Raw genomic sequence first — 20,141 nt, forward strand, 5'->3', positions numbered from 1 at the left:
CCGATGCCGGACTTGCCCTTACCCGACGGCAAGGCTACCCCTTGGCGGGAAGTGAGGAATTCAAACATGATCGACGACAGACGCGCGCGGCGCAATGTAGCGGTGCTGGTGGCAGCACAGGCCTTTCTCGGGGCGCAGATGCCGATGATTTTCCTTGTCGGCGGTCTTGCGGGGCAGTCGCTTGCGACGAACGTCTGTCTTGCCACCCTGCCGATCTCGATGATCGTTTTGGGCTCCATGCTTTCGGCCACACCGGTCTCGGCCATCATGCAGCGCTATGGCCGCCGGGCGGGGTTCTTTTTGGGCGCGGCGGGCGGTGCCTTGGGCGGCGCGGTCGCGGCCTACGGGCTTTATCTCGCGTCCTTTCCGGTTTTCCTGCTGGGGTCGCTTCTGACGGGCATCTATATGTCGGCGCAGGGTTTCTACCGTTTCGCCGCCGCCGATACCGCCTCGGATGATTTTCGGCCCAAGGCGATCTCCTATGTCATGGCGGGCGGTCTTGTCTCGGCCATCATCGGGCCGCAGCTTGCCACGGCCACGTCGATGAGCCTCGTGGTGCCCTTCCTTGGCACCTATATGGCCGTGGTGGCGGTGAACCTCATCGGGGCGCTGCTGTTTCTCTTCATCGACATTCCGAAACCGCCGATCCCGGCCCATGACGCGCCCAAGGGCCGCAGCCGGTGGGAACTGCTGACCACGCCGCGCATCGCCGTCGCGGTGATCTGCGCCATGGTCTCCTATGCGTTGATGAACCTCGTGATGACCTCGACCCCGCTGGCGGTCGTCGGCTGCGGCTATAGCCAAGACAGCGCGGGCTATGTGGTCACCGGCCATGTGCTGGCGATGTTCGCGCCTTCGTTCTTTACTGGCCATCTGATCAACCGTTTCGGGGTTGAGCGGATCATGGGCCTTGGCATTGTGATCCTTGCCGCCGCCGGGGTGGTGGCTTTGCAAGGTGTGGAACTGGGCAACTTCTTTGTCGCGCTGATCCTTTTGGGGCTGGGCTGGAACTTCGGCTTTATCGGGGCCACCACCATGCTGGCGGGCGCGCATGAGCCGCATGAGCGCGGGCGGATGCAGGGCCTGAACGACCTGCTGGTGTTCGGCGGCGTGACCGTGGCCTCGCTGGCCTCGGGCGGGCTGATGAACTGTTCGGGCGGCACGGCGCAGGAAGGCTGGGCGGCGGTGAACCTTGCCATGGTGCCCTTCTTGGTGCTCGCGGGCGGGTCGCTGATCTGGCTGGTGCTGCGCAGCCGCAAGGAGACGCAGCTGAGCTAATCGCCTACCAGCGCGACGCCATGGCCCGCAGCGCGAAATGGCGGCGCGGGTCAGGCAGCGCAGCTTGGGAGACCTTTTCCGGCGCATCCACCGCGGCCCGCAACACCGGACCCGCATGGGCGGCAGGCAGCAGCGCCGCGCGCGCGGCTTTGGGGATCCTGCCTCGATTGGCACGCGCCGATTTCAGCCGGTCGAGCGCCCCCTTGGCAAGGGCCGAGACTCCTTCTGCCGTGCCGTCCAACAGCGGCACGCGGCCTGCCTCTTCCAAGTTCGGAATGGCGCAGAGCCATGCGGCGATCCCAGTGGCATAGGCCGCATCCCGCACCACTGCTTCATCCGTCGCCCCGAGGCGGCGGGCGGCGACCCACATCAGATGGCCTGCGGTCTGGTCGATGTAGCGCTCGAAATGCGCGGCGTCCTCAAAAGTGTCTTTGTAGATGTCCCACCGCCGAGCGGCGACGAGTTCATCGAGCAGTTCGGCATCCTCTGGCGCAATCGCACGGGCAAGCGGCGTGGTCACCTCATGCCGCCTGACAGGGCCGCCCTTGGCGATCTCTTCCAGCGCGTCGCGCCACCATTGCAGGCGCATCTCGGCGATCATCGTCTCTTGGGTGACCCATGGGGCGCGGGCCACCTCGACGTTAAAGGCATAGAGTGGGAAGAGCAGCTTGCGCGTCTCGACGGGGGCGGCCATGGCGGCGCGAAAGCGCCAAGGGTCGGCGCGCTCTACCATGGCGGCGCAGGCGTTCAGGTCAGCGTCGAAGGTCATGTGGGGCGCGCCACCGTCAGAAGATAGCCAAACTCATCCCGATGCGCGCGCCAACAGGCGATCTCCGCCTCGGCGGCATCGAGCACTTGGGCCAAATCATCATCCGCACCCGGGCGCAGCTTTTCAATCCGCGCCTCCAGGGGGGTGTAGTAATTCTCCCAAGCCTCATCCGACAGGACACGGGTCGCCACGACCTCATAGCCCGCCTCGCGGACCCGCTCGGCAATGCCGTCCGCGTCGCTCATCGCGGGGTAGTCGGCCCATTGCGCGCGGGCCTCTTCCGACGGGCTATCCGTCAGCCAGCAGGGCTCGGAGAAGGCCACCACCCCGCCCGCGCGCAGCGATTTGCGCCAACGACTCAGCGCCTCGGTCACACCAAGAAAGTAGACCGCACCGGCGCACCAAATGAGATCATATTCATTGGCGATGGCGGCCATATCGGCGCGCAGCAGGGTGACATTGCCATCCGCCACAAAACGCCCCCGCGCGGTGTCGACGAAATGCGCGGTTTTATCGAGGGCTGTAACATGGCCCTGCGGGATCGCCGCGCGGAGGGCGCCGATGTCGCTGCCGGGGCCACAGGCCACATCGGCAATCTCGGCCCGCGCGGGCAGATCGACCTGATCCACGGCCCAGCTCACATCCGCAGGCTCCCCCGGCCCTTCGCGCGGCAGATCGCGATGGAGAGTGAAAAAGGCGGTCATATCATCTGTCATTGGGCGCGGTCCCGGATCAATTTCCAACGTATCGCATCAAGCAGCGCTTCGAATGAGGCGTCGAGTATGTTGGCGCTGACGCCCACAGTGGACCAGCGCCGCCCCTGCCCGTCTTCGCTGTCGATGATGACGCGGGTGGTGGCTTCGGTGCCGCCTTGGGTGATGCGCACCTTGAAGTCAACCAGACGCATGTCATCCAGAAGGCTGCTGTATTTGCCCAAGTCCTTGGCCAGTGCCTTGGACAGCGCGTTGACCGGGCCACGGTCCGCGCCATCCTCGTCCAGCGATTCCGAGACCGAGAGCCGTTTCTCCCCGTCCACATCGATCACCACGACCGCTTCGGAAAGGCTGACCATCCGGCCTTCGGCATTGCGGCGGCGTTCGACGGTAACGCGGTAGCGCTCGACCTCGAACAGATGCGGCAGTTGGCCCATCACGTCGCGGGCCAGCAACTCAAAGCTCGCCTGCGCGGTGTCATAGGCATAGCCCTGCGCCTCGCGGTCCTTGACCACCTCCAAGATCCGGCCAAGCGCCGGGTCGCCCTTGGCGACCGAGAGGCCCGCATCGCTCAGCCGTTTGCGTAGGTTAGATTGCCCGGCTTGGTTCGACATCGGAATGACGCGCGTATTGCCGACCAGTGCGGGGTCAATATGCTCATAGGTGCTGGGGTCTTTGGCGATGGCACTGGCATGCAGCCCCGCCTTATGTGCAAAGGCCGAAGACCCGACGAAGCCTGCCTGTTTCATCGGCACGCGGTTGAGGATCTCATCCAGCATCCGGCTAGTGCGCGTGAGCCCGCGCAGCGCCTCAGGGCTTACCCCGATCTCATAGCGGCTGGCATAGGGCTCTTTCAGCAGCAGGATCGGGATCAGGGTGGTGAGGTTGGCGTTGCCACAACGCTCCCCCAGCCCGTTGAGCGTGCCTTGGATCTGTCGCGCGCCCGCGTCGACGGCAGCCAGCGTGCAGGCCACGGCGTTTTCGGTGTCGTCGTGGGTGTGAATGCCCAGATGATCTCCCGGAATGCCCGCCGCGATCACGGCGCGGGTGATGCGGCCAATCTCATCGGGCAGCGTGCCACCATTGGTGTCGCAAAGCACGATCCAACGCGCGCCCGCGTTATAGGCTACGCGGATCGCTTCCAGCGCGTAGTCGGGATTTGCCTTGTAGCCGTCAAAGAAATGCTCGGCGTCGAAGAGCGCCTCCCGCCCTTGGGCGACCAGATGGGCGACAGATTTGGCGATGTTGTCGGTGTTTTCCGCCAGTGTGATGCCAAGGGCGGTTTTGACATGGAAATCATGGGTCTTGCCGACGATGCAGACGGATTTGGTGCCCGCGTTGAGCACGGCGGCCAGCACGTCGTCATTCTCAGCCGACATGCCCGCGCGTTTGGTCATGCCAAAGGCAGTGAGCTTTGCCTGCGTCGGCGGCGCGGCGTCGAAGAAGGCGCTGTCGGTCGGGTTGGCCCCGGGCCAGCCGCCTTCGATGTAATCCACGCCGAGCGCGTTGAGCGCTTCGGCAATCTGGCGTTTTTCGTCGGTGGAGAATTGAACGCCTTGGGTCTGCTGCCCATCGCGGAGCGTGGTGTCGTAGAGGGTAAGGCGCGCGCGGGTCATGAGGTAGCCCTCCTGCCACGAACCTCAGCAGAGGTGCGCAGGCGCCATGCCCGACCTCGGGAGGGCCGTGCCGAATAGAACAACCGGCGCTTTGACACTTTCTGATCACAGCGCGCGTGGCGAATGTTGTGATATGCCCTCCCGGGGGGGAGGTCGGGCATGGCGCATGCGCGCCGGGGGGCGGTTGGGGCTATGGTCACAACAACCCCTCCAACTGGCTCCGATCAAAGCCCGGCGGCGGCGTCAGCTTTACCCCATCCTTGCTCATCTGCACCTCGATCCCGACCGAAGTCAGCGCTTTCTTGATCCGGTCCACCTCGGCGAAATCCTTGGTCTCCATCGCAGTGGCGCGGGCATCGCTGAGGAAGGCTTCGATATCGGTCAGATCCAGCGCTTGAACCGCGGCCCATTCGGGGATCAGATCATCCAGCAGCCCCAAAAGCGACAGCGCCCCGCGCAAACCTGCCGTATCGCCCGCGTTGGACAGCCGGTGGCATTCGGTCAAAGCAGCATGGGTGTTGAGATCATCAGCCAAAAGCGCCACCAGTTCAGGCCCGGGCGTCGCGGCCTCGGCCTCCGCCGCCTGAAGATACCATTTGCGCAGGGTCTTTTCGGCCTCCTCGCGCTTCTTCTCGGTCCAGTCCATCGGCTTGCGGTAATGGGTCGAGAGCATCACGAAACGGATGACCTCCCCCGGCACGCCTTGGTCCAGCAAGTCACGGACGGTAAAGAAGTTGCCCAGGGACTTTGACATCTTCTTGCCCTCGACCTGCAACATCTCATTGTGCAGCCAGTAGTTGGCGAACCCGTGGCCCGCGCATTTCGACTGGGCGATCTCATTCTCATGATGCGGGAACTGCAGATCGATGCCGCCGCCGTGGATGTCGAACCGCTCACCCAACAGGTCATGCGCCATGGCGGAGCATTCGATATGCCAGCCCGGACGCCCCTCACCCCAAGGGGAATCCCAGCCGGGGGTGTCTTCGTCCGAAGGCTTCCACAGCACGAAATCCATCGGGTCTTCTTTATAAGGCGCCACCTCGACCCGTGCACCAGCAATCATATCGTCGACCGACCGGCCCGAAAGCGCGCCATATTCGGCGTATTTACGCACCCGGAACAGCACATGGCCCTCGGCCTCATAGGCATAGCCTTCATCCATCAGCCCGCGGATCATCGCGACCATCTGGGGGATATACTGCGTGGCACGCGGCATGTGATCGGGCTCCAAGGCGCCCACGGCGGCCATGTCGTCCAGATACCACTGCGTCGTCTCGGCGGTGATCTCTCCAATGGTGCGCCGGCTTGTCGCGGCGCGGGCGTTGATCTTGTCGTCCACATCGGTGAAATTGCGCACGTAAGTCACATGCTGCGGCCCATAGACATGGCGCAGCAAGCGGTAGAGCACATCGAACACGATCACAGGCCGTGCGTTGCCCAGATGCGCCCGGTCATAGACGGTGGGGCCGCAGACATACATCCGCACATTCTGCGCATCGATCGGGGTGAAATCCTCTTTCTTGCGGGTGGCGGTGTTGTGCAGCTTGATCGTCAGGTCACGGGTCATGGGCAGGCGTCCTTGCGCGGGTGTGACGCGGGCTTGGCATAGTTTTGTCAGAATGGGAATGACGTGAACAGCGGCCCGCGAGGATGTCTCAGCGGGTAATGCAGCAAATAATGAGCGTTGCGGTGTTCATGACCGGGTTGTAGCAAGCGCGCCGCCCTGCGCCAAGCCCCTTGTCCGGTTAAGTTTTATGCAACCCTGCCTTCCGCCTTGCCTGCGCGGATTGACAAAGCCCCAAGGCTCTGCCCCCTTGTGCGGAAAATTTCGGAGGCATCATGGATAGATCATCGCGCATCAAAGGGGTTCTGGCCGGAGGGTCAGACGGTTGGGAAGTGTTTCACAAATCGCGCGCCATGATCGCGGCGGGGGTGCCGGTGACCGAGCTTACCATCGGCGAGCATGACATCCGCACCGCCGCCCCGATCCTGCAAGAGATGCACCGCAGCGCCCTCGGCGGCCATACCGGCTATGCCGCCGTGCCGGGCACCGATGCCCTGCGCGACCGGATTGCAAAACGCGCCGAAGAGCGGACCGGCGTGCCGACGACGCGGGACAATGTGGTGGTCACCCCGGGCGGGCAAGCGGGGCTTTTCGCGGCGTTCATGGCGGTCTGCGACCCCGGCGATGCGGCGCTTTACATCGACCCCTATTATGCCACCTACCCCGGCACCCTGCGTGCTGCCGGGGCACGGGCCGTGTCGGTCGAAGCGCGGGCCGATCAGGGGTTCTTGCCCCGCAGGGCGGATCTGGCGGCAGCCGCCGAGGGCGCAAAAGCGCTGTTGATCAACACGCCCAACAACCCGACCGGCGTGATCTATGGCCGCGAAACCTTGGAAGAGATCGCACAGGTTTGCCAAGATCACGACCTTTGGCTCGTCTCGGATGAGGTCTATGACACGCAGATTTGGGAGGGCACGCATCTTAGCCCCCGCGCCCTGCCCGGCATGGAGGAGCGGACGCTGGTCATCGGCTCCGTGTCGAAATCCCACGCGATGACAGGCAGCCGCTGTGGCTGGATCATCGGGCCTAAAGACATCATTGCCGACCTGATCGACCTTGCCACCCATACCAACTACGGCGTGCCGGGCTTCATTCAGGACGCGAGCGACTATGCCCTTGCCCAAGGTGCCGCTTTCGAAGAGGAAATCAGCGCCCCCTTCGCCCGCCGCCGCGCGCTGGCGCAGCGGGTCTTGAGCACTCAGAACGTGGTGCGTTCGGTGCCCTCGCAAGGGGCGATGTATCTGATGCTGGATATCCGCGCCACGGGCCTCAGCGGCAGCGAATTTGCGGATGCCCTGCTGGAAGATCAGCATATTGCAGTGATGCCGGGCGAGAGTTTCGGCGCGGCGGCGGCGGGCCATGTCCGCGTGGCCATGACGATCGAAGACAGCGCGTTCGAGGCGGCCCTGCGCGACCTCTGCCGCTTTGCCGAAGGGCGCGCCAGCCGCGCCGCGTAAACAAAAAAGACCGGCCTCCTTACGGAAGCCGGCCCTTCATCAAAGCGGGTCATCCCGCCAAGACAGATCAGAAGCGCATGGAGCCGCGCAGGGAGATCGTGGTCGCGTCCAGATCTTCGCCTGTGCCGCCTACGTCATCGAATTTGTGCTGCAGCACTTCGCCACCGACGGTGTAGCGGTCGGTCACTTTATAGGTGACGCCCAGACCGGCGAAGGGACCAGTTTCATCGCCAACGCTTGTGTCGGCACGGGCCGCACCTGCTGTCGCGTAAACCAGTGTCTTGCCGAAGTCGTAGCCAGCCTTGACCTTGGCGCGTGCCACGGAGTCCACATCGCCTGCGCCGTTGCCCAGATCGATGTCGGTCTTGTCGTAGTCAAGTTCGCCACCCAGAACGAATTTGCCGAAGTCATAGTCGTAACCGGCGTGGAAACCGTAGGACGTGTCGTCGCCGTCAAGGTTGCCGCTGTCGCTATCGACGTCGGTCTGGCCGACCTGAAGACCGGTGTAGAAGCCTGTCCAGTCGCCATCAACGGCCACGGGTGTCGGCGCCGGTGTGAAAACCGGTGCTTCAACGGTGGTGTCTTCCAGCGAACCGGCTGCTGCGGCACCCGCGAAGGCGCTGGATGCGATCAGGGCGATGCTGGCGATTGTTGTCGTGCGTTTCATGTTCTGCTCCTTAAATACAGGTGACCCCGCGATCCTCGCCGCAGGGTCACTCACGCAACGCCCCATTTAGGGTTGGGTTTCAGGTTTTTCACATCACAGAATTGCGATGCGCTGATTGTCGCACATTTGCAACACACCTTCGGCTAGGGGCCGCTTAAGTTATGTATCATGTGTCGAATTAGGCGATGTGCAGATGCATTTTGCCTTGTTAAATCAGAGGGTTGATGCCGCAATACGAATTCCCGGCCATGTTTGCCCTCACCGCAGCGAAAGTTCCGGCAGAGAAACGACCCCGAGGCAACTGCGCAAAAGAGGCTCCCCGATCGAAAACCACTAAAACGCCCCCGGCCCCGCACCATTCCTGCACGCCAGCCCCCGTCCGAGGCTTGCTGTCACCACTGAACGCGTTATCTGCCTGTATTGTCAGCAAGAAGGAGCAGGCCCCACCCCATGTCTTGGATCACCACCCATCTGGAAGTCGTCATTATCGTGATCCTGACGCTGCTGGCGGCGATCGTGATCTTGCAACAACGCCGCACGCCGCAATCGACTGCGGCGTGGCTACTGTTCATCATCGTGCTGCCATGGGTCGCGGTGCCGCTGTTTCTGGGGCTTGGCTTTCGCAAACAATCCTCGCGCTATTCACCGGTGCATTTCCTGAAAGGCGACACCGGCGGCCCGCCGCCGCGCCCCGTCCATACCCTCGACGCGACGATGCAGTATTTCGGCCTGCCCGCCGCCGCGCATGGCCAAGACCTACGTCTTCTGGGCGATCCAACGGCGGCGCATGAGGCCGTGATGGCGCTGATCCAAGGGGCCGAGAGGCGGCTCGACGTGCTGTTTTATATCGTTGCCAATGACGACACCGGGCGCATTTTCGTGGACGCGCTGACCGAACGCGCCAAGGCGGGCGTTAAGGTCCGGTTGTTGATGGACCGTTTGGGCACCCTGCGCGGCCCTGCCGCCGCCCTGCGCCGCCTGCGCGAAGCTGGCGGCGACGTGCGCTTTTATTCACCGCTGTTGCAACTGCCCGGCTCGGGCCACCTGAACCTGCGCAATCACCGCAAAATGATCATTGCGGATGATGCGCGGGTATTTTCGGGCGGCATGAACATCGGCGCGCATTACCTCGGCCCCGCCGCGTTAGAGGATGGCTGGACCGACCTCGCCTTCCTGCTTGAGGGCCGCGCTGTGCAAAGCTTCGGCGATGTCTTCCGCTCCGATTGGGGTGTGGCCAGCGGCGAGGCATTGGACCCTGCCCCCTCGGTCGCGGCCCATACGGGCGGAACGGCGACGGTGCAACTCGTGCCCTCCGGCCCCGATATCGCCGAAGACCCGCTGCATGATGGTCTGATCCGCGCGATTCATCTGGCCGAGGCGCGCATTTGGCTGGTGACCCCCTATTTTGTCCCGACCGAAGCCCTCGGTTCGGCTTTGACCACTGCGGCCCGGCGGGGTGTGGATGTACGGGTTCTGGTCCCAGAACGCTCAAACCAACGGATGGCCGATTTCGCACGAGGCGCCTATCTGCGCGATCTGCATGAGGCGGGCGGCCATGTGCTGTACTACCAGCCCGGAATGATCCACGCCAAAGCCGGGATCATCGACGATCTGGGGCTGGTGGGCACGGCCAATTTCGATGTGCGCAGCATGTTGCTGAATTTCGAGGTCACGCTTTTCGTCTATGACGCGGGCTCGGTCGCGAAGCTGCATGATTGGTTCGAACATCTCTCCGAGCATTGCGCCATGGAAAGACCGCCAAGCGGGATGTTCCGCAAGGTGGCCGAAGGGCTGTTTCGTCTGGGAGCGCCCATCCTATGATCCCCGCCGTCGCCCCGCAATCGCTGCGCATCGTGAGCTATAACATCCGCAAGGCCATGGGCACCGACCGGCGCCGCGACCCTGAGCGGATCATGCAGATCATCCGCAGCCTGCATGCCGATGTGGTCGTGCTGCAAGAGGCCGACCGCCGCCGCGCGCCGCGCCCCTCGGCCCTGCCGCTCGACCGGGTTGAAGAGGTGACGGGCCTGCGCCCTCTGCCCACGCCGAGCGACGTGAGCATCGGCTGGCATGGCAATGCCGTTCTGGTCCGCCCCTCGGCCAAGATCGACCGGGTCGCGCATCTGACCCTGCCGGGGGTGGAGCCGCGCGGCGCCATGGTGGCCGACCTACATATCGGCGCGCGCCAATTGCGCGTGATCGCCTCGCATCTGGGGCTGCTGCGTCCGTCGCGCAAGGAGCAACTGAGCGCCATGATCGCCCATCTCGACGCCTGCGCCGCCTGCCCCACGCTGATCGCGGGCGACTTGAACGAATGGTCGCAAAAGGTGGGGCTCGGGCGTCTGGCGAAACGGTTCACCATTCATGCGCCGGGCAAGAGCTATCACGCGCGGATGCCCGTGGCCTTCCTAGATCGCATCGCCTTGGACCAGCATCTTACCGTGCGCCAAGGTGGTGTGATCGAGACAGCCCAAACCCGCCGCGCCTCGGACCATCTGCCGATCTGGCTCGACGTGGCGCATCGCTAGACGTCCTCACCCCGTGGCCCAAGCCAATTCGCCCACCATCATGTTGCAGGCCTGTTGCGGGGTCGAGAAAGCGACCTGCATATCAAAGGCCATGCGCACATCCGCCCGCGCCTTGGCGATAGTGGCATCCGTCGCCCCAAGCCGCCGCGCGGTGGCAATGTTCTGGTTCGCGTCATGCCGCAGCTTGCGCACGCTTTCATAGCCGCCCGCAAAACCCGCACATTGTTTCGCCGTCAACTCCGCCGCCGCCGCTTTACGCGCCGCGGCCTCCATCGGTGAGGCCGGAGGTTCCACACAGCCCGCCAGCGATCCGGCGAGAAATCCCGATATGATAAGACGTTCCATCAAATTCTCCCTTTCACGACCTTGATAGGGAGAGACTGGTTTAATTTTGGTTAACGCAATCTGGATGGCAGCGCGGAAATTAACCCTTTCGCGCAATCATGCCTGAGGCGCCCCGGCAGCCTCGTCGGGGCGGGCCTTGCGGCCCTGCCCCTGCGCGCCCCTTCCGGGGCACATCTCATCAGCTACAACCAGAGGTGCCACCGCAGGTGTTGCACTTCATACAGGTGCCGTTGCGAACCAATGTGTAGTTGCCGCATTCACCGCAGGCTTCGCCCTCATAGCCCTGCATCTTGGCTTTGGCCCGCGCATCAAGGCTGACCGCCCCGGTGCTGGCAGAGGCCGAGGGTTGCACCGCGACCGCCACGTCGCCGCCGCTCACTTGGGGCGCGTAAGCGGTGCTCGGCTCGACGCCCTGCCCGCCTTGCAACACCACCAACTCTTGCGGAAGGCGGTTGCGCAGATAGCCGGTGGAGCTGATTTGCTTGAGCACTTCCAAGGACTTATTCGCGGCTCCTTCGCTCAACTCGCTGACGTTAGAGAGGTTCTCTTCCTCGCCCCGGCCCAGATCGTCAAAGGTCGCGCCCTCGGGCTTCACATGTGCCAGATCGGTGCGGTCGAGGTAGCTCACCGCCAATTCACGGAACACATAGTCGAGGATCGAGGTCGCCTGCTTGATGCTGTCGTTGCCCTGCACCATGCCCGCCGGTTCGAACTTGGTAAAGGTGAAGGCGTCAACGAATTCCTCCAGCGGCACGCCGTATTGCAGACCGACCGAGACCGCGATGGCGAAGTTATTCATCATCGCCCGGAAGCCCGCGCCTTCCTTGTGCATGTCGATGAAGATCTCGCCGAGTTTGCCATCCTCATATTCGCCGGTGCGCAGGTAGACCTTGTGACCGCCGACGTTGGCCTTCTGGGTATAGCCCTTGCGGCGCTGCGGCATCTTCTCGCGATGCGATTTGATGATCTCTTTCACGATCACCTTCTCAACGATCTTTTCAGCCAGCACGGCGGCCTTCTCATGGGTGTTGCCGCTTTCCAGCGTCTCGGCGACGTCCTCGTCGTCCTCCACGAGGGCCGCGGCCAGCGGTTGGCTCAGTTTCGAACCGTCGCGGTAGAGCGCGTTGGCCTTGATCCCCAGCGACCAGCTGAGTTCATAAGCCTTCTGGCAATCCTCGATCGTCGCGTCATTTGGCATGTTGATCGTTTTAGAGATCGCCCCCGAGATGAAGCTCTGCGCCGCTGCCATCATGTGGATGTGGCTGTTGACCGACAGGTAACGCTTGCCCTTCTTGCCGCAGGGGTTGGCACAGTCGAAGATGTCGTAATGCTCCTCGCGCAGATGCGGCGCGCCCTCCAGCGTCATGGTCCCGCAGACGTGGTCATTGGCCGCTTCGATATCGGCCTTGCTGAAACCGAGGGAGCGGAGCAGATCGAAGGTCGGGTCGTTCAGCTTTTCGGTCGGAATGCCCAGCACCTGCGTGCAGAAGGCTTCGCCCAGCGTCCATTGGTTGAACACAAAGCGGATGTCGAAAGCCTGTTTCAGCGCGGCGTCGATCTTGGCCAATTCATTGGCGCCAAAGCCGTGCCCTGCCAGCGTGGTGTGGTTGATCGCAGGCGCATTGCCGATGGTGCCGTGGCCCACGGCATAGCTGACGATCTCTTCGATCTGGGCCGACCCGTAGCCGAGTTTTTCCAGCGCGGCAGGGACGGATTGGTTGATGATCTTGAAGTATCCACCCCCGGCGAGCTTCTTGAACTTCACCAGCGCGAAGTCGGGCTCAATGCCGGTGGTGTCGCAGTCCATCACCAGACCGATGGTGCCGGTGGGCGCGATGACAGAGGTCTGCGCGTTGCGGTAGCCGTGGGCTTCGCCCAGTTTCAGCGCTTCGTCCCAGCAGGATTTAGCGATGTCAACCAGCCCCGCCTGCGGGCAGTTGGCGTGATCCAGCGGCACCGGTTTGACCGACAGCTTCTCGTAGCCGTCCGCCTTCCCATAGGCCGCGGTGCGGTGGTTGCGGATGATGCGGAGCATGTGCTCGGCGTTCTTGGCATAGCCCGGGAAGGCGCCCAATTCGCCCGCCATCTCGGCAGAGGTCGCATAGGCCACGCCGGTCATGATCGCGGTCAGGGCACCGCCCAAAGCGCGGCCCTCGTCGCTGTCATAGGAATAGCCCATGTTCATCAGTAAGCCGCCGATATTGGCATAGCCCAGACCCAGCGTGCGGAAGTCATAAGACCGCTGCGCGATTTCCTTGGAGGGGAACTGCGCCATCATCACGCTGATCTCCAGCGTCACGGTCCACAGGCGCGAGGCGTGCATGTAGTCCTCGACCTGAAAGACACCGTCCTTGAGGAAGGTCAGCAGGTTCATTGAGGCCAAGTTGCAGGCCGTGTCGTCGAGGAACATATACTCCGAACAGGGGTTCGAGCCGCGGATCGCACCGTCTTCGGGGCAGGTGTGCCAGTCGTTCACGGTGTCGTGGTACTGGATGCCCGGATCGGCGCAGGCCCATGCGGCATGACCCACCTGATCCCAGAGGTCACGGGCCCGGACGGTCTTGACCACCCGGTTCTCAGTGCGACTGATCAGCTCCCAGTCGGCATCCTTTTCGACGGCCTTGAGGAAGGCATTGGTGACGCGGATCGAGTTATTGGAGTTCTGACCGGAGACCGAGTTATAGGCCTCGGAGTCCCAATCGGTGTCGTAGGTCGGGAATTCAATGCCGGTGTGGCCCTGTTTGGCGTAGTCCAGCACGCGCTTAACGTAAGTCTCGGGGATCGCGACCTTCTTGGCCTCGCGGATCGCCTGTTTCAGCGCCGCGTTCTTGGCGGGGTCATAGGCATCCGCCTCGGCCCCGTCCCATGCCTTGATCGCGTCGAACAAAAGGTTGAGCTTCTGCTCGTGCATCTTGGAGCCGGCGACGATGGAGGCCACCTTCTGCTCTTCGAGCACCTTCCAGTTGATGAAATCCTCGATATCGGGGTGGTCGGCGTCGACGATCACCATCTTGGCCGCCCGGCGGGTGGTGCCGCCGGATTTGATGGCGCCGGCGGCGCGGTCCCCGATCTTGAGGAACCCCATCAAACCCGACGACTTGCCGCCGCCCGACAGCTTCTCGCCCTCTCCGCGGAGCGATGAAAAGTTAGTGCCCGTGCCCGAGCCGTATTTGAACAGACGCGCCTCGCGGACCCAAAGGTCCATGATGCCGCCATCGCCCACCAGATCGTCGCCCACGGACTGGATGAAGCAGGCATGCGGCTGCGGGTGCTCATAGGAAGATTTCGACCGGGTCAGTTTGCCGGTCTTGTAGTCGACGTAGTAATGCCCCTGCGCCGGTCCATCGATGCCATAGGCCCAGTGCAGGCCGGTGTTGAACCACTGCGGGCTGTTCGGGGCCGCGCGCTGGCTGGCCAGCATGTGGCGCATCTCGTCGTAATAGGCGCGGGCGTCCTCTTCGGTCGAGAAATAGCCGCCCTTCCAGCCCCAATAGGCCCAAGCGCCCGCCAGACGGTCGAAGACCTGCTTGGAGGAAGTCTCACCGCCCATCTCGGCACCCTCGGCGGGCTCGGAGCGCCACAGGAACTCGGGCACGTCCTTTTCCTTGACCTTGCGGGTCTTGCTGGGCACGCCCGCCTTGCGGAAATACTTCTGCGCGATCACGTCGCTGGCGACCTGGCTCCAGGATTTAGGCACTTCGACGTTGTCGAGCTTGAACACCACCGAACCGTCAGGGTTGCGGATCTCTGACACCGTGGTGACAAAGTCCAAATCCGCATAGGCATCCTGCCCGGCCTTGGTGAAATTCCGTTCAATCTTCATCGTCGCTGCCCTTTTTCAAACTCTCAAAATTTGGAGCCGACCTGCCCACGGCAGGCCGTCTCACCCCTATGTGCTGGCAGTTTGAACAAAGCTTCCCCGCACCACCTGCTGACGCAAGCGGCCCGAAACCGATTGAAACACTGGCTCTATACTCTGTCCCCGCCGCCGAAGCGCCCCGTTGCGTTAAACACAACATATTGTGGCGCTTTACTTGACCCCCACAAGCTGACGTAGATCGCACTATTTGGTCAACGCTTTTTTTCAGAATAATTTCAGGGCGGGTAGTTGACCGAAGCCCCCCGATTTGCCCCGCGCCCTACCCCAGTGATTCAGCCTCAGGATATCCCCAGAGATACCCGCAAGTCCGATTGGTGGGCGCCTTTGAAATAATCCATTGCCGGGGCCGGGTTAGCGGAGGTGTTTGAGAGATCGGTTGAATTCATCCACAGCCAAAGACCCACCCCCGGGCGACGGGCCGCCGAAAGTGGGCTCTGTGCCGCGATCACCCGGCCCAAGTCCTCTGCCCCACGTCCGCGCCAAGAACCGCGGCAGAATCATCACGATCTGGGCGCGCACAGGCGCAAACCTGCCAATGCGGCGGCGGCAGCTACTATATCTTGTGCAGAATGAGGATAGGACAACGGGAGCGCCTCAACCAAAGCGGGAAGCGCTACACCAGCGATGTTGGAAGAAAGTGGTCGGAGCGAGAGGATTCGAACCTCCGACCCCCTGTACCCAAAACAGGTGCGCTACCAGGCTGCGCCACGCTCCGACTGGGGCTTCTTTAGCCATAAGCCCGCCAATTGAAAAGCCCCGATTGACCTTAAAATCGGAAAATCCGCGAAGTCTTTAGCAGGGCCAAGCCGGAGCGTTCCCGGCAAAGGCCGGATGGCGGATTTCGCTGCCTTCGGTGATGCCGAGGCGTTTTGACAAGCCGCCGTTAATCTCCAGCACCGACAGCAAATCGTCGCCGCCCGGGATCGGTGTTTCGTCAAGCGGTTTGGCGGAGTGGTGGATCTTCTGCACCACGCCCCTTTCGTCGATGAACAGCAGGTCCAGCGGGATCAGCGTGTTGCGCATCCAGAAATTCAGCGGCTGAGGTCTTTCGTAGATAAAGAGCATGCCCGCGCTCAGCGGCAGTGAACGGCGGTGCATCAGCCCCTTAGCGCGTTCCGCCGTGTCATCGGCCACTTCGACAGAGAACCGGGCCTTGCCCCACTCGCCGCGGAGCGTCACGGAATCAATACGGCAAACCTCGGCCACCGCCGCGCCGGTCAGCAGCAGGCCAGCCAGTGCCGCCCCTGCCATATGCCTTGCCGGTCGCCTAACCTTTAGCCGTCTATCACCGCGTCCCATGAGCTTACCTCCGCCGCCAGATGGCCCCGATCGCCAACAATCACACGCATGGCAAGTGCTTCGCCCGGTTGCAAATCACAAAGTCCGGATTGGCGCAGCACGTCGATATGCAAAAACACATCTTCCGCGCAGCCAAAGACATTTGCAAACCCGAATCCCTTGGCCTTGTCGAACCATTTCACGCGGGCGGGCTCAAATTGGGCCGTGGCCAGTTGCTCGGGGTCGAAACCGGCGAATTCCACCACGGCGGCGGGCAATTCACTGGGCGCCTCGACGGAAAGCAATTCGATCGCCTGCGCGCCGCGCTCGGTCTGTTGGACGCGCACCGCCACCCGCGCCCCATCCGCGACAGAGCTTTGGCCGTAATTGCGCAGGACATTGACGTGCAGCAGGATGTCTGCCCCGCCTGCATCCGCGACGACAAAGCCGAAACCCTTGACCGGATCAAACCATTTGACCACGCCTTCAAGGGGGTCATCTATCGCCGCTGGTTCCGCTTGGGTTTCAGACACATCTTTCATGGGGTATCGCGCCGTCAGATCAGGGGTTGAGCCGGGTCACGGCCCAGGGTGCCGCGACACCTGCGCGCCGCCATTGGAAACGGTCATGCAGGCGAAACTCTCCATCGGCCCAGAATTCGATTTCCAGCGGGGTGATCCGGTAGCCGCCCCAGAACGGGGGGCGCTCAGGGTTCACCCCCTTCTGCGCCGTCACCTTGGCCACCTCGGCCATCAGCGCACCGCGGCCCGAGAGCGGCTGCGATTGACGCGAGGCCCAAGCCCCCAGACGGCTTTTGAGCGAGCGCGAGGCGTAATAGGCATCGGCCTGCGGCCCGTCCTCTCGGCTGATCAAGCCGCGCACCCGCAGTTGGCGGCGCAGGGATTTCCAATGCATGACAAAGGCCGCCTTGCCCGCGCCATCCAGTTCCTGCGCCTTCTGGCTTTCGTAATTGGTGTAAAAGACAAAAGCCTCCGGCTCGATCTCTTTCAGCAGCACCATGCGGGCGTTGGGCAGACCTTGCGAATCTACCGTGCTGAGCGCGATGGCATTGGGATCATTAGGCTCGGTCGCCTCTGCTTCGGAAAGCCAACGCTGCGCAATTGCAAAGGGATCATCCCCCGCAAAAATACCAGTCCGCGTCTCCATTCGGCATCTCCTTCAGAGTGCTTTGCCTGTCACCGGTTCTACGCCGGGGTCCGATCTCTTCGGTATGGCATTTGTTAACAATCGGCAACTCAAAGGACAACCTCACCCGATTTCCGACAGTTAGCCGCCGATCTTATGGCAAATCTCGGGGGTGAAGGCGCCTGTGCAGTCTTGATGGTAGCGCTGCAATCGCCTAGACCAAGACAACCTCAACGGAACATAGACAAAAACATAGACAAGGCGGCGGAATGGGAAACGAACTGATGCAGGGCAAGCGCGGGCTCATCATGGGGCTGGCGAATGACAAATCCATCGCATGGGGCGTGGCCAAGGCGCTGGCCGATGCGGGGGCGGAGCTTGCTTTTTCCTACCAAGGCGAAGCGCTGAAGAAACGCGTCGGCCCGCTGGCCGAGCAGCTTGGCAGCGATATCGTTCTGCCCTGCGACGTGGGCGATGAAGCGTCTATCGACGCGCTTTTCGAGAGCCTGAAAGAACGCTGGGGTGAGTTGGATTTCATCGTGCACGCCATCGGCTTTTCCGACAAGGGCGAGCTGCGGGGCCGCTACGTTGACACCAGCCGCGGCAATTTCGCCATGTCGATGGACATCTCGGTCTACTCCTTCACCGCCGTGATGCAGCGCGCCGAGAAGATGATGTCGCCCGGGGCAAGCGCGCTGACGCTCACCTACTACGGCGCCGAGAAGGTGATGCCGCATTACAATGTGATGGGGGTGGCCAAAGCGGCGCTGGAGGCGAGCGTAAAATACCTCGCCGAAGATCTGGGCAAGGACGGCATCCGCGTCAACGCGATCTCGGCGGGGCCGATCAAGACGCTGGCGGCTTCCGGCATCGGCGACTTCCGCTACATCATGAAATGGAACGAGTACAACTCGCCCCTGCGCCGCAACGTCACCACCGAGGACGTGGGCAAGGCCGCGCTGTTCCTGCTGTCGGATCTGGGCAGCGGCACCACGGGCGAGAACCTGCATGTGGACGCGGGCTATCACGTCGTCGGTATGAAGGCGGTTGACGCGCCGGACATGTCCAAGGAATAAGCCGCCCAAATTAATTCGCGCGGGTGCCCGCGCCAGCTGCTGCAAAGGACCACCATGACCAAATCCAAGGACGCCTCGCGCCTGCCCCATGAAAAGGGCTTTCACATCTCCTGGGATCAGATCCACCGCGACAGCCGCGCGCTGGCGTGGCGGCTGGATGGTCTGGGCCCCGACGATGGCGCTTGGCGTGCCGTGGTGGCGATCACCCGTGGCGGCATGGCGCCCGCGATGATCGTCGCGCGCGAACTCGACATCCGCACCGTCGACACGATCTCGGTCATGTCCTACCACTCGGGCGGCGGGGCCGCTGACCAGCGCCGCGAGGCGAAGGTGCTGAAATCGCCGGACGCCGAGATGATGGGCGATGGCACCGGCATCCTGATCGTCGACGACCTTGTCGACAGCGGCAAGACCATCGAACTGGTACGCGAACTCTACCCGCAGGCGCATTTCGCCACCGTCTATGCCAAGCCCGAGGGCGAGCCGCAGGTCGATACCTTCATCACCGGCGTCAGCCAGGACACATGGATCTTCTTCCCGTGGGACATGGCCCTGCAATATGTCGAACCCTACCGCGGCAGGGACTGACCGGCCCCGCGCCACCTGCCCTGCCCCTATCTGACCGGATACACCCATGACGCTTCCGCGCACCGCCACCACGTTCTTCCCCCCGGTGATGGAGGCGCGGCGCTGGCTCGACGGAGTCGACTTCCCGCCCGACCGCCCGCTTATTAACGTGAGCCAAGCCGCCCCCGTCGATCCGCCCCCCGAAGGGCTGCGCCGTGCGATGGCCGAGGTCACGCTGCACAACGATGAGGCGCATCTCTACGGGCCGGTGCTGGGCCTGCCCGAGCTGCGCGCCGAACTGGCGCGGCAGACGGCCGAAAAATACGCGGGCGTGGTGACCGACGAACAGGTCTGCATTACCTCCGGCTGCAACCAGGCTTTCGCCGCCGCCATCGCCACGCTCTGCGGTGAAGGCGACGAGGTCATCATCCCGACGCCCTGGTACTTCAATCACAAGATGTGGCTCGACATGAGCGGCGTCACCGCGGTGCCACTGCCCGTCGAGGTCGACATGCTGCCCGACCCCGAGAAGGCCGGGGCATCCATCACCCCGCGCACCCGTGCCATCGCGCTGGTCACGCCGAACAATCCCGGCGGCGTGGAATATCCCGCCGCCCTCGTGCAGGAATTCTTCGAACTGGCTCGCCGCCACGGCATTGCGCTGATCCTTGATGAGACCTACCGCGACTTCCACAGCCGCCCCGGCCCGCCACACGCGCTGTTCCGCGACCCCGATTGGCATGACACGCTCATTCATCTCTATTCCTTCTCCAAGGCCTACCGCCTGACCGGCCACCGCGTCGGCGCGCTGATCGCCAGCCGCGCACGGTTGGCCGAGGTCGAGAAGTTCCTCGACACCGTCGCCATCTGCCCCGCGCAGATCGGCCAACACGGCGCGCTTTGGGGGATGCAGAACCTCAGCGCATGGCTCGCCGAAGAACGCGAGGAAATCCTCACCCGTCGCGCCGCCATTGCCGACCTGATGCCCCGGCTTGAACCGCTGGGCTGGGAGCTTCTGGGGCTGGGTGGCTACTTCGCCTATATGCGCCACCCTTTCAGCGTTTCTTCGGCTGATCTGGCGCGCGATCTGGTGCGCGACGCAGGCGTGCTCTGCCTGCCCGGGACGATGTTCCAGCCCGAGGGCGACGCCCGCGGCGAAAGCCAGTTGCGCATCGCCTTTGCCAACCTCGACGCCGCCGGTCTCAAGGTGCTTTTCGACAGGCTTGCAGCCCTGCCACGCAACGCATAGACAGGTCC

Annotated in this window: 17 protein-coding genes and 1 tRNA gene; 7 read left to right on the top strand and 11 right to left on the bottom strand. The window is 63.1% G+C overall.

Annotation, left to right across the window (positions count from 1 at the left end; all coding sequences use genetic code 11):
* Positions 1-3: 3 nt before the first annotated feature.
* Positions 4-1,278, top strand: a complete 1,275-nt coding sequence (locus ACGYLX_RS05750) for an MFS transporter (protein ID WP_394447860.1) — start codon at positions 4-6, stop codon at positions 1,276-1,278.
* A gap of 4 nt (positions 1,279-1,282) precedes the next feature.
* Here the strand turns inward: ACGYLX_RS05750 and ACGYLX_RS05755 are convergent, their stop codons facing one another.
* The 4 genes from ACGYLX_RS05755 to cysS form a co-directional block, all read right to left on the bottom strand.
* Complete coding sequence (locus tag ACGYLX_RS05755) at positions 1,283-2,047, bottom strand: squalene/phytoene synthase family protein (protein WP_394447862.1); 765 nt, start codon at positions 2,045-2,047, stop codon at positions 1,283-1,285.
* Positions 2,044-2,763 (bottom strand): class I SAM-dependent methyltransferase, encoded by a 720-nt coding sequence (locus ACGYLX_RS05760; RefSeq protein ID WP_394447864.1) that lies wholly within the window; start codon positions 2,761-2,763, stop codon positions 2,044-2,046. Before ACGYLX_RS05760 ends, ACGYLX_RS05755 begins: the two co-directional genes overlap by 4 nt.
* On the bottom strand, positions 2,760-4,376 hold the full coding sequence (gene cimA / locus ACGYLX_RS05765) for a citramalate synthase (protein ID WP_394447866.1): 1,617 nt from the start codon (positions 4,374-4,376) through the stop codon (positions 2,760-2,762). The genes ACGYLX_RS05760 and cimA overlap by 4 nt, the downstream gene beginning before the upstream one ends.
* Before the next feature lie 196 nt (positions 4,377-4,572).
* Positions 4,573-5,943, bottom strand: coding sequence for a cysteine--tRNA ligase (cysS, locus tag ACGYLX_RS05770; protein WP_394447868.1), 1,371 nt, complete (start codon positions 5,941-5,943; stop codon positions 4,573-4,575).
* Between the two features lie 272 nt (positions 5,944-6,215).
* Between cysS and ACGYLX_RS05775 the strand changes: the two genes are divergently transcribed.
* A complete protein-coding gene (locus tag ACGYLX_RS05775) occupies positions 6,216-7,397 on the top strand; it encodes a pyridoxal phosphate-dependent aminotransferase (RefSeq protein WP_394447870.1) in 1,182 nt (393 codons plus the stop codon).
* 67 nt (positions 7,398-7,464) lie between these two features.
* Here ACGYLX_RS05775 and ACGYLX_RS05780 read toward each other — a convergent pair whose 3' ends face one another.
* Positions 7,465-8,064: an outer membrane protein gene (locus tag ACGYLX_RS05780; protein ID WP_271687147.1), complete on the bottom strand. Its 600-nt coding sequence runs from the start codon at positions 8,062-8,064 to the stop codon at positions 7,465-7,467.
* Positions 8,065-8,514: 450 nt separating this feature from the next.
* On the opposite strand from ACGYLX_RS05780, the gene ACGYLX_RS05785 reads away from it, so the two are divergent.
* Positions 8,515-9,885, top strand: a complete 1,371-nt coding sequence (locus ACGYLX_RS05785; protein ID WP_394447871.1) for a phospholipase D-like domain-containing protein — start codon at positions 8,515-8,517, stop codon at positions 9,883-9,885.
* Entirely contained in the window at positions 9,882-10,592 is a 711-nt protein-coding gene (locus ACGYLX_RS05790; protein ID WP_394447873.1) for an endonuclease/exonuclease/phosphatase family protein, read from the top strand. Before ACGYLX_RS05785 ends, ACGYLX_RS05790 begins: the two co-directional genes overlap by 4 nt.
* A 6-nt stretch (positions 10,593-10,598) precedes the next feature.
* Here ACGYLX_RS05790 and ACGYLX_RS05795 read toward each other — a convergent pair whose 3' ends face one another.
* The 6 genes from ACGYLX_RS05795 to pdxH all read right to left on the bottom strand — a co-directional run bounded on the left by ACGYLX_RS05795 (position 10,599) and on the right by pdxH (position 17,262).
* The gene (locus ACGYLX_RS05795) at positions 10,599-10,937 is read right to left on the bottom strand and encodes a hypothetical protein (RefSeq protein ID WP_394447875.1); all 339 of its coding nucleotides are present in this window, start codon (positions 10,935-10,937) and stop codon (positions 10,599-10,601) included.
* A 178-nt stretch (positions 10,938-11,115) separates the two neighbouring features.
* The gene (locus ACGYLX_RS05800) at positions 11,116-14,760 is read right to left on the bottom strand and encodes a vitamin B12-dependent ribonucleotide reductase (protein WP_394447877.1); all 3,645 of its coding nucleotides are present in this window, start codon (positions 14,758-14,760) and stop codon (positions 11,116-11,118) included.
* Between the two features lie 695 nt (positions 14,761-15,455).
* Positions 15,456-15,532: transfer RNA gene (locus ACGYLX_RS05805), tRNA-Pro, on the bottom strand.
* A 77-nt stretch (positions 15,533-15,609) separates the two neighbouring features.
* Positions 15,610-16,068, bottom strand: a complete 459-nt coding sequence (locus ACGYLX_RS05810) for a DUF192 domain-containing protein (protein ID WP_271693828.1) — start codon at positions 16,066-16,068, stop codon at positions 15,610-15,612.
* A 23-nt stretch (positions 16,069-16,091) separates the two neighbouring features.
* The gene (locus tag ACGYLX_RS05815) at positions 16,092-16,637 is read right to left on the bottom strand and encodes a cold shock domain-containing protein (protein WP_394447878.1); all 546 of its coding nucleotides are present in this window, start codon (positions 16,635-16,637) and stop codon (positions 16,092-16,094) included.
* Between the two features lie 19 nt (positions 16,638-16,656).
* Positions 16,657-17,262, bottom strand: a complete 606-nt coding sequence (gene pdxH / locus ACGYLX_RS05820; RefSeq protein WP_394447880.1) for a pyridoxamine 5'-phosphate oxidase — start codon at positions 17,260-17,262, stop codon at positions 16,657-16,659.
* A 248-nt stretch (positions 17,263-17,510) separates the two neighbouring features.
* On the opposite strand from pdxH, the gene fabI reads away from it, so the two are divergent.
* From fabI to ACGYLX_RS05835, 3 genes are read left to right on the top strand one after another with little or no spacing between them, the layout of a single operon-like run.
* Positions 17,511-18,317, top strand: a complete 807-nt coding sequence (gene fabI / locus ACGYLX_RS05825) for an enoyl-ACP reductase FabI (protein WP_067261594.1) — start codon at positions 17,511-17,513, stop codon at positions 18,315-18,317.
* 54 nt (positions 18,318-18,371) lie between these two features.
* A complete protein-coding gene (gpt, locus tag ACGYLX_RS05830; protein WP_394447882.1) occupies positions 18,372-18,905 on the top strand; it encodes a xanthine phosphoribosyltransferase in 534 nt (177 codons plus the stop codon).
* 46 nt (positions 18,906-18,951) lie between these two features.
* Complete coding sequence (locus ACGYLX_RS05835) at positions 18,952-20,133, top strand: aminotransferase (RefSeq protein WP_394447884.1); 1,182 nt, start codon at positions 18,952-18,954, stop codon at positions 20,131-20,133.
* Positions 20,134-20,141: the final 8 nt, after the last annotated feature.

The organism is Sulfitobacter sp. 1A13496, assembly GCF_043557225.1.
Classification (GTDB): domain Bacteria; phylum Pseudomonadota; class Alphaproteobacteria; order Rhodobacterales; family Rhodobacteraceae; genus Sulfitobacter; species Sulfitobacter faviae.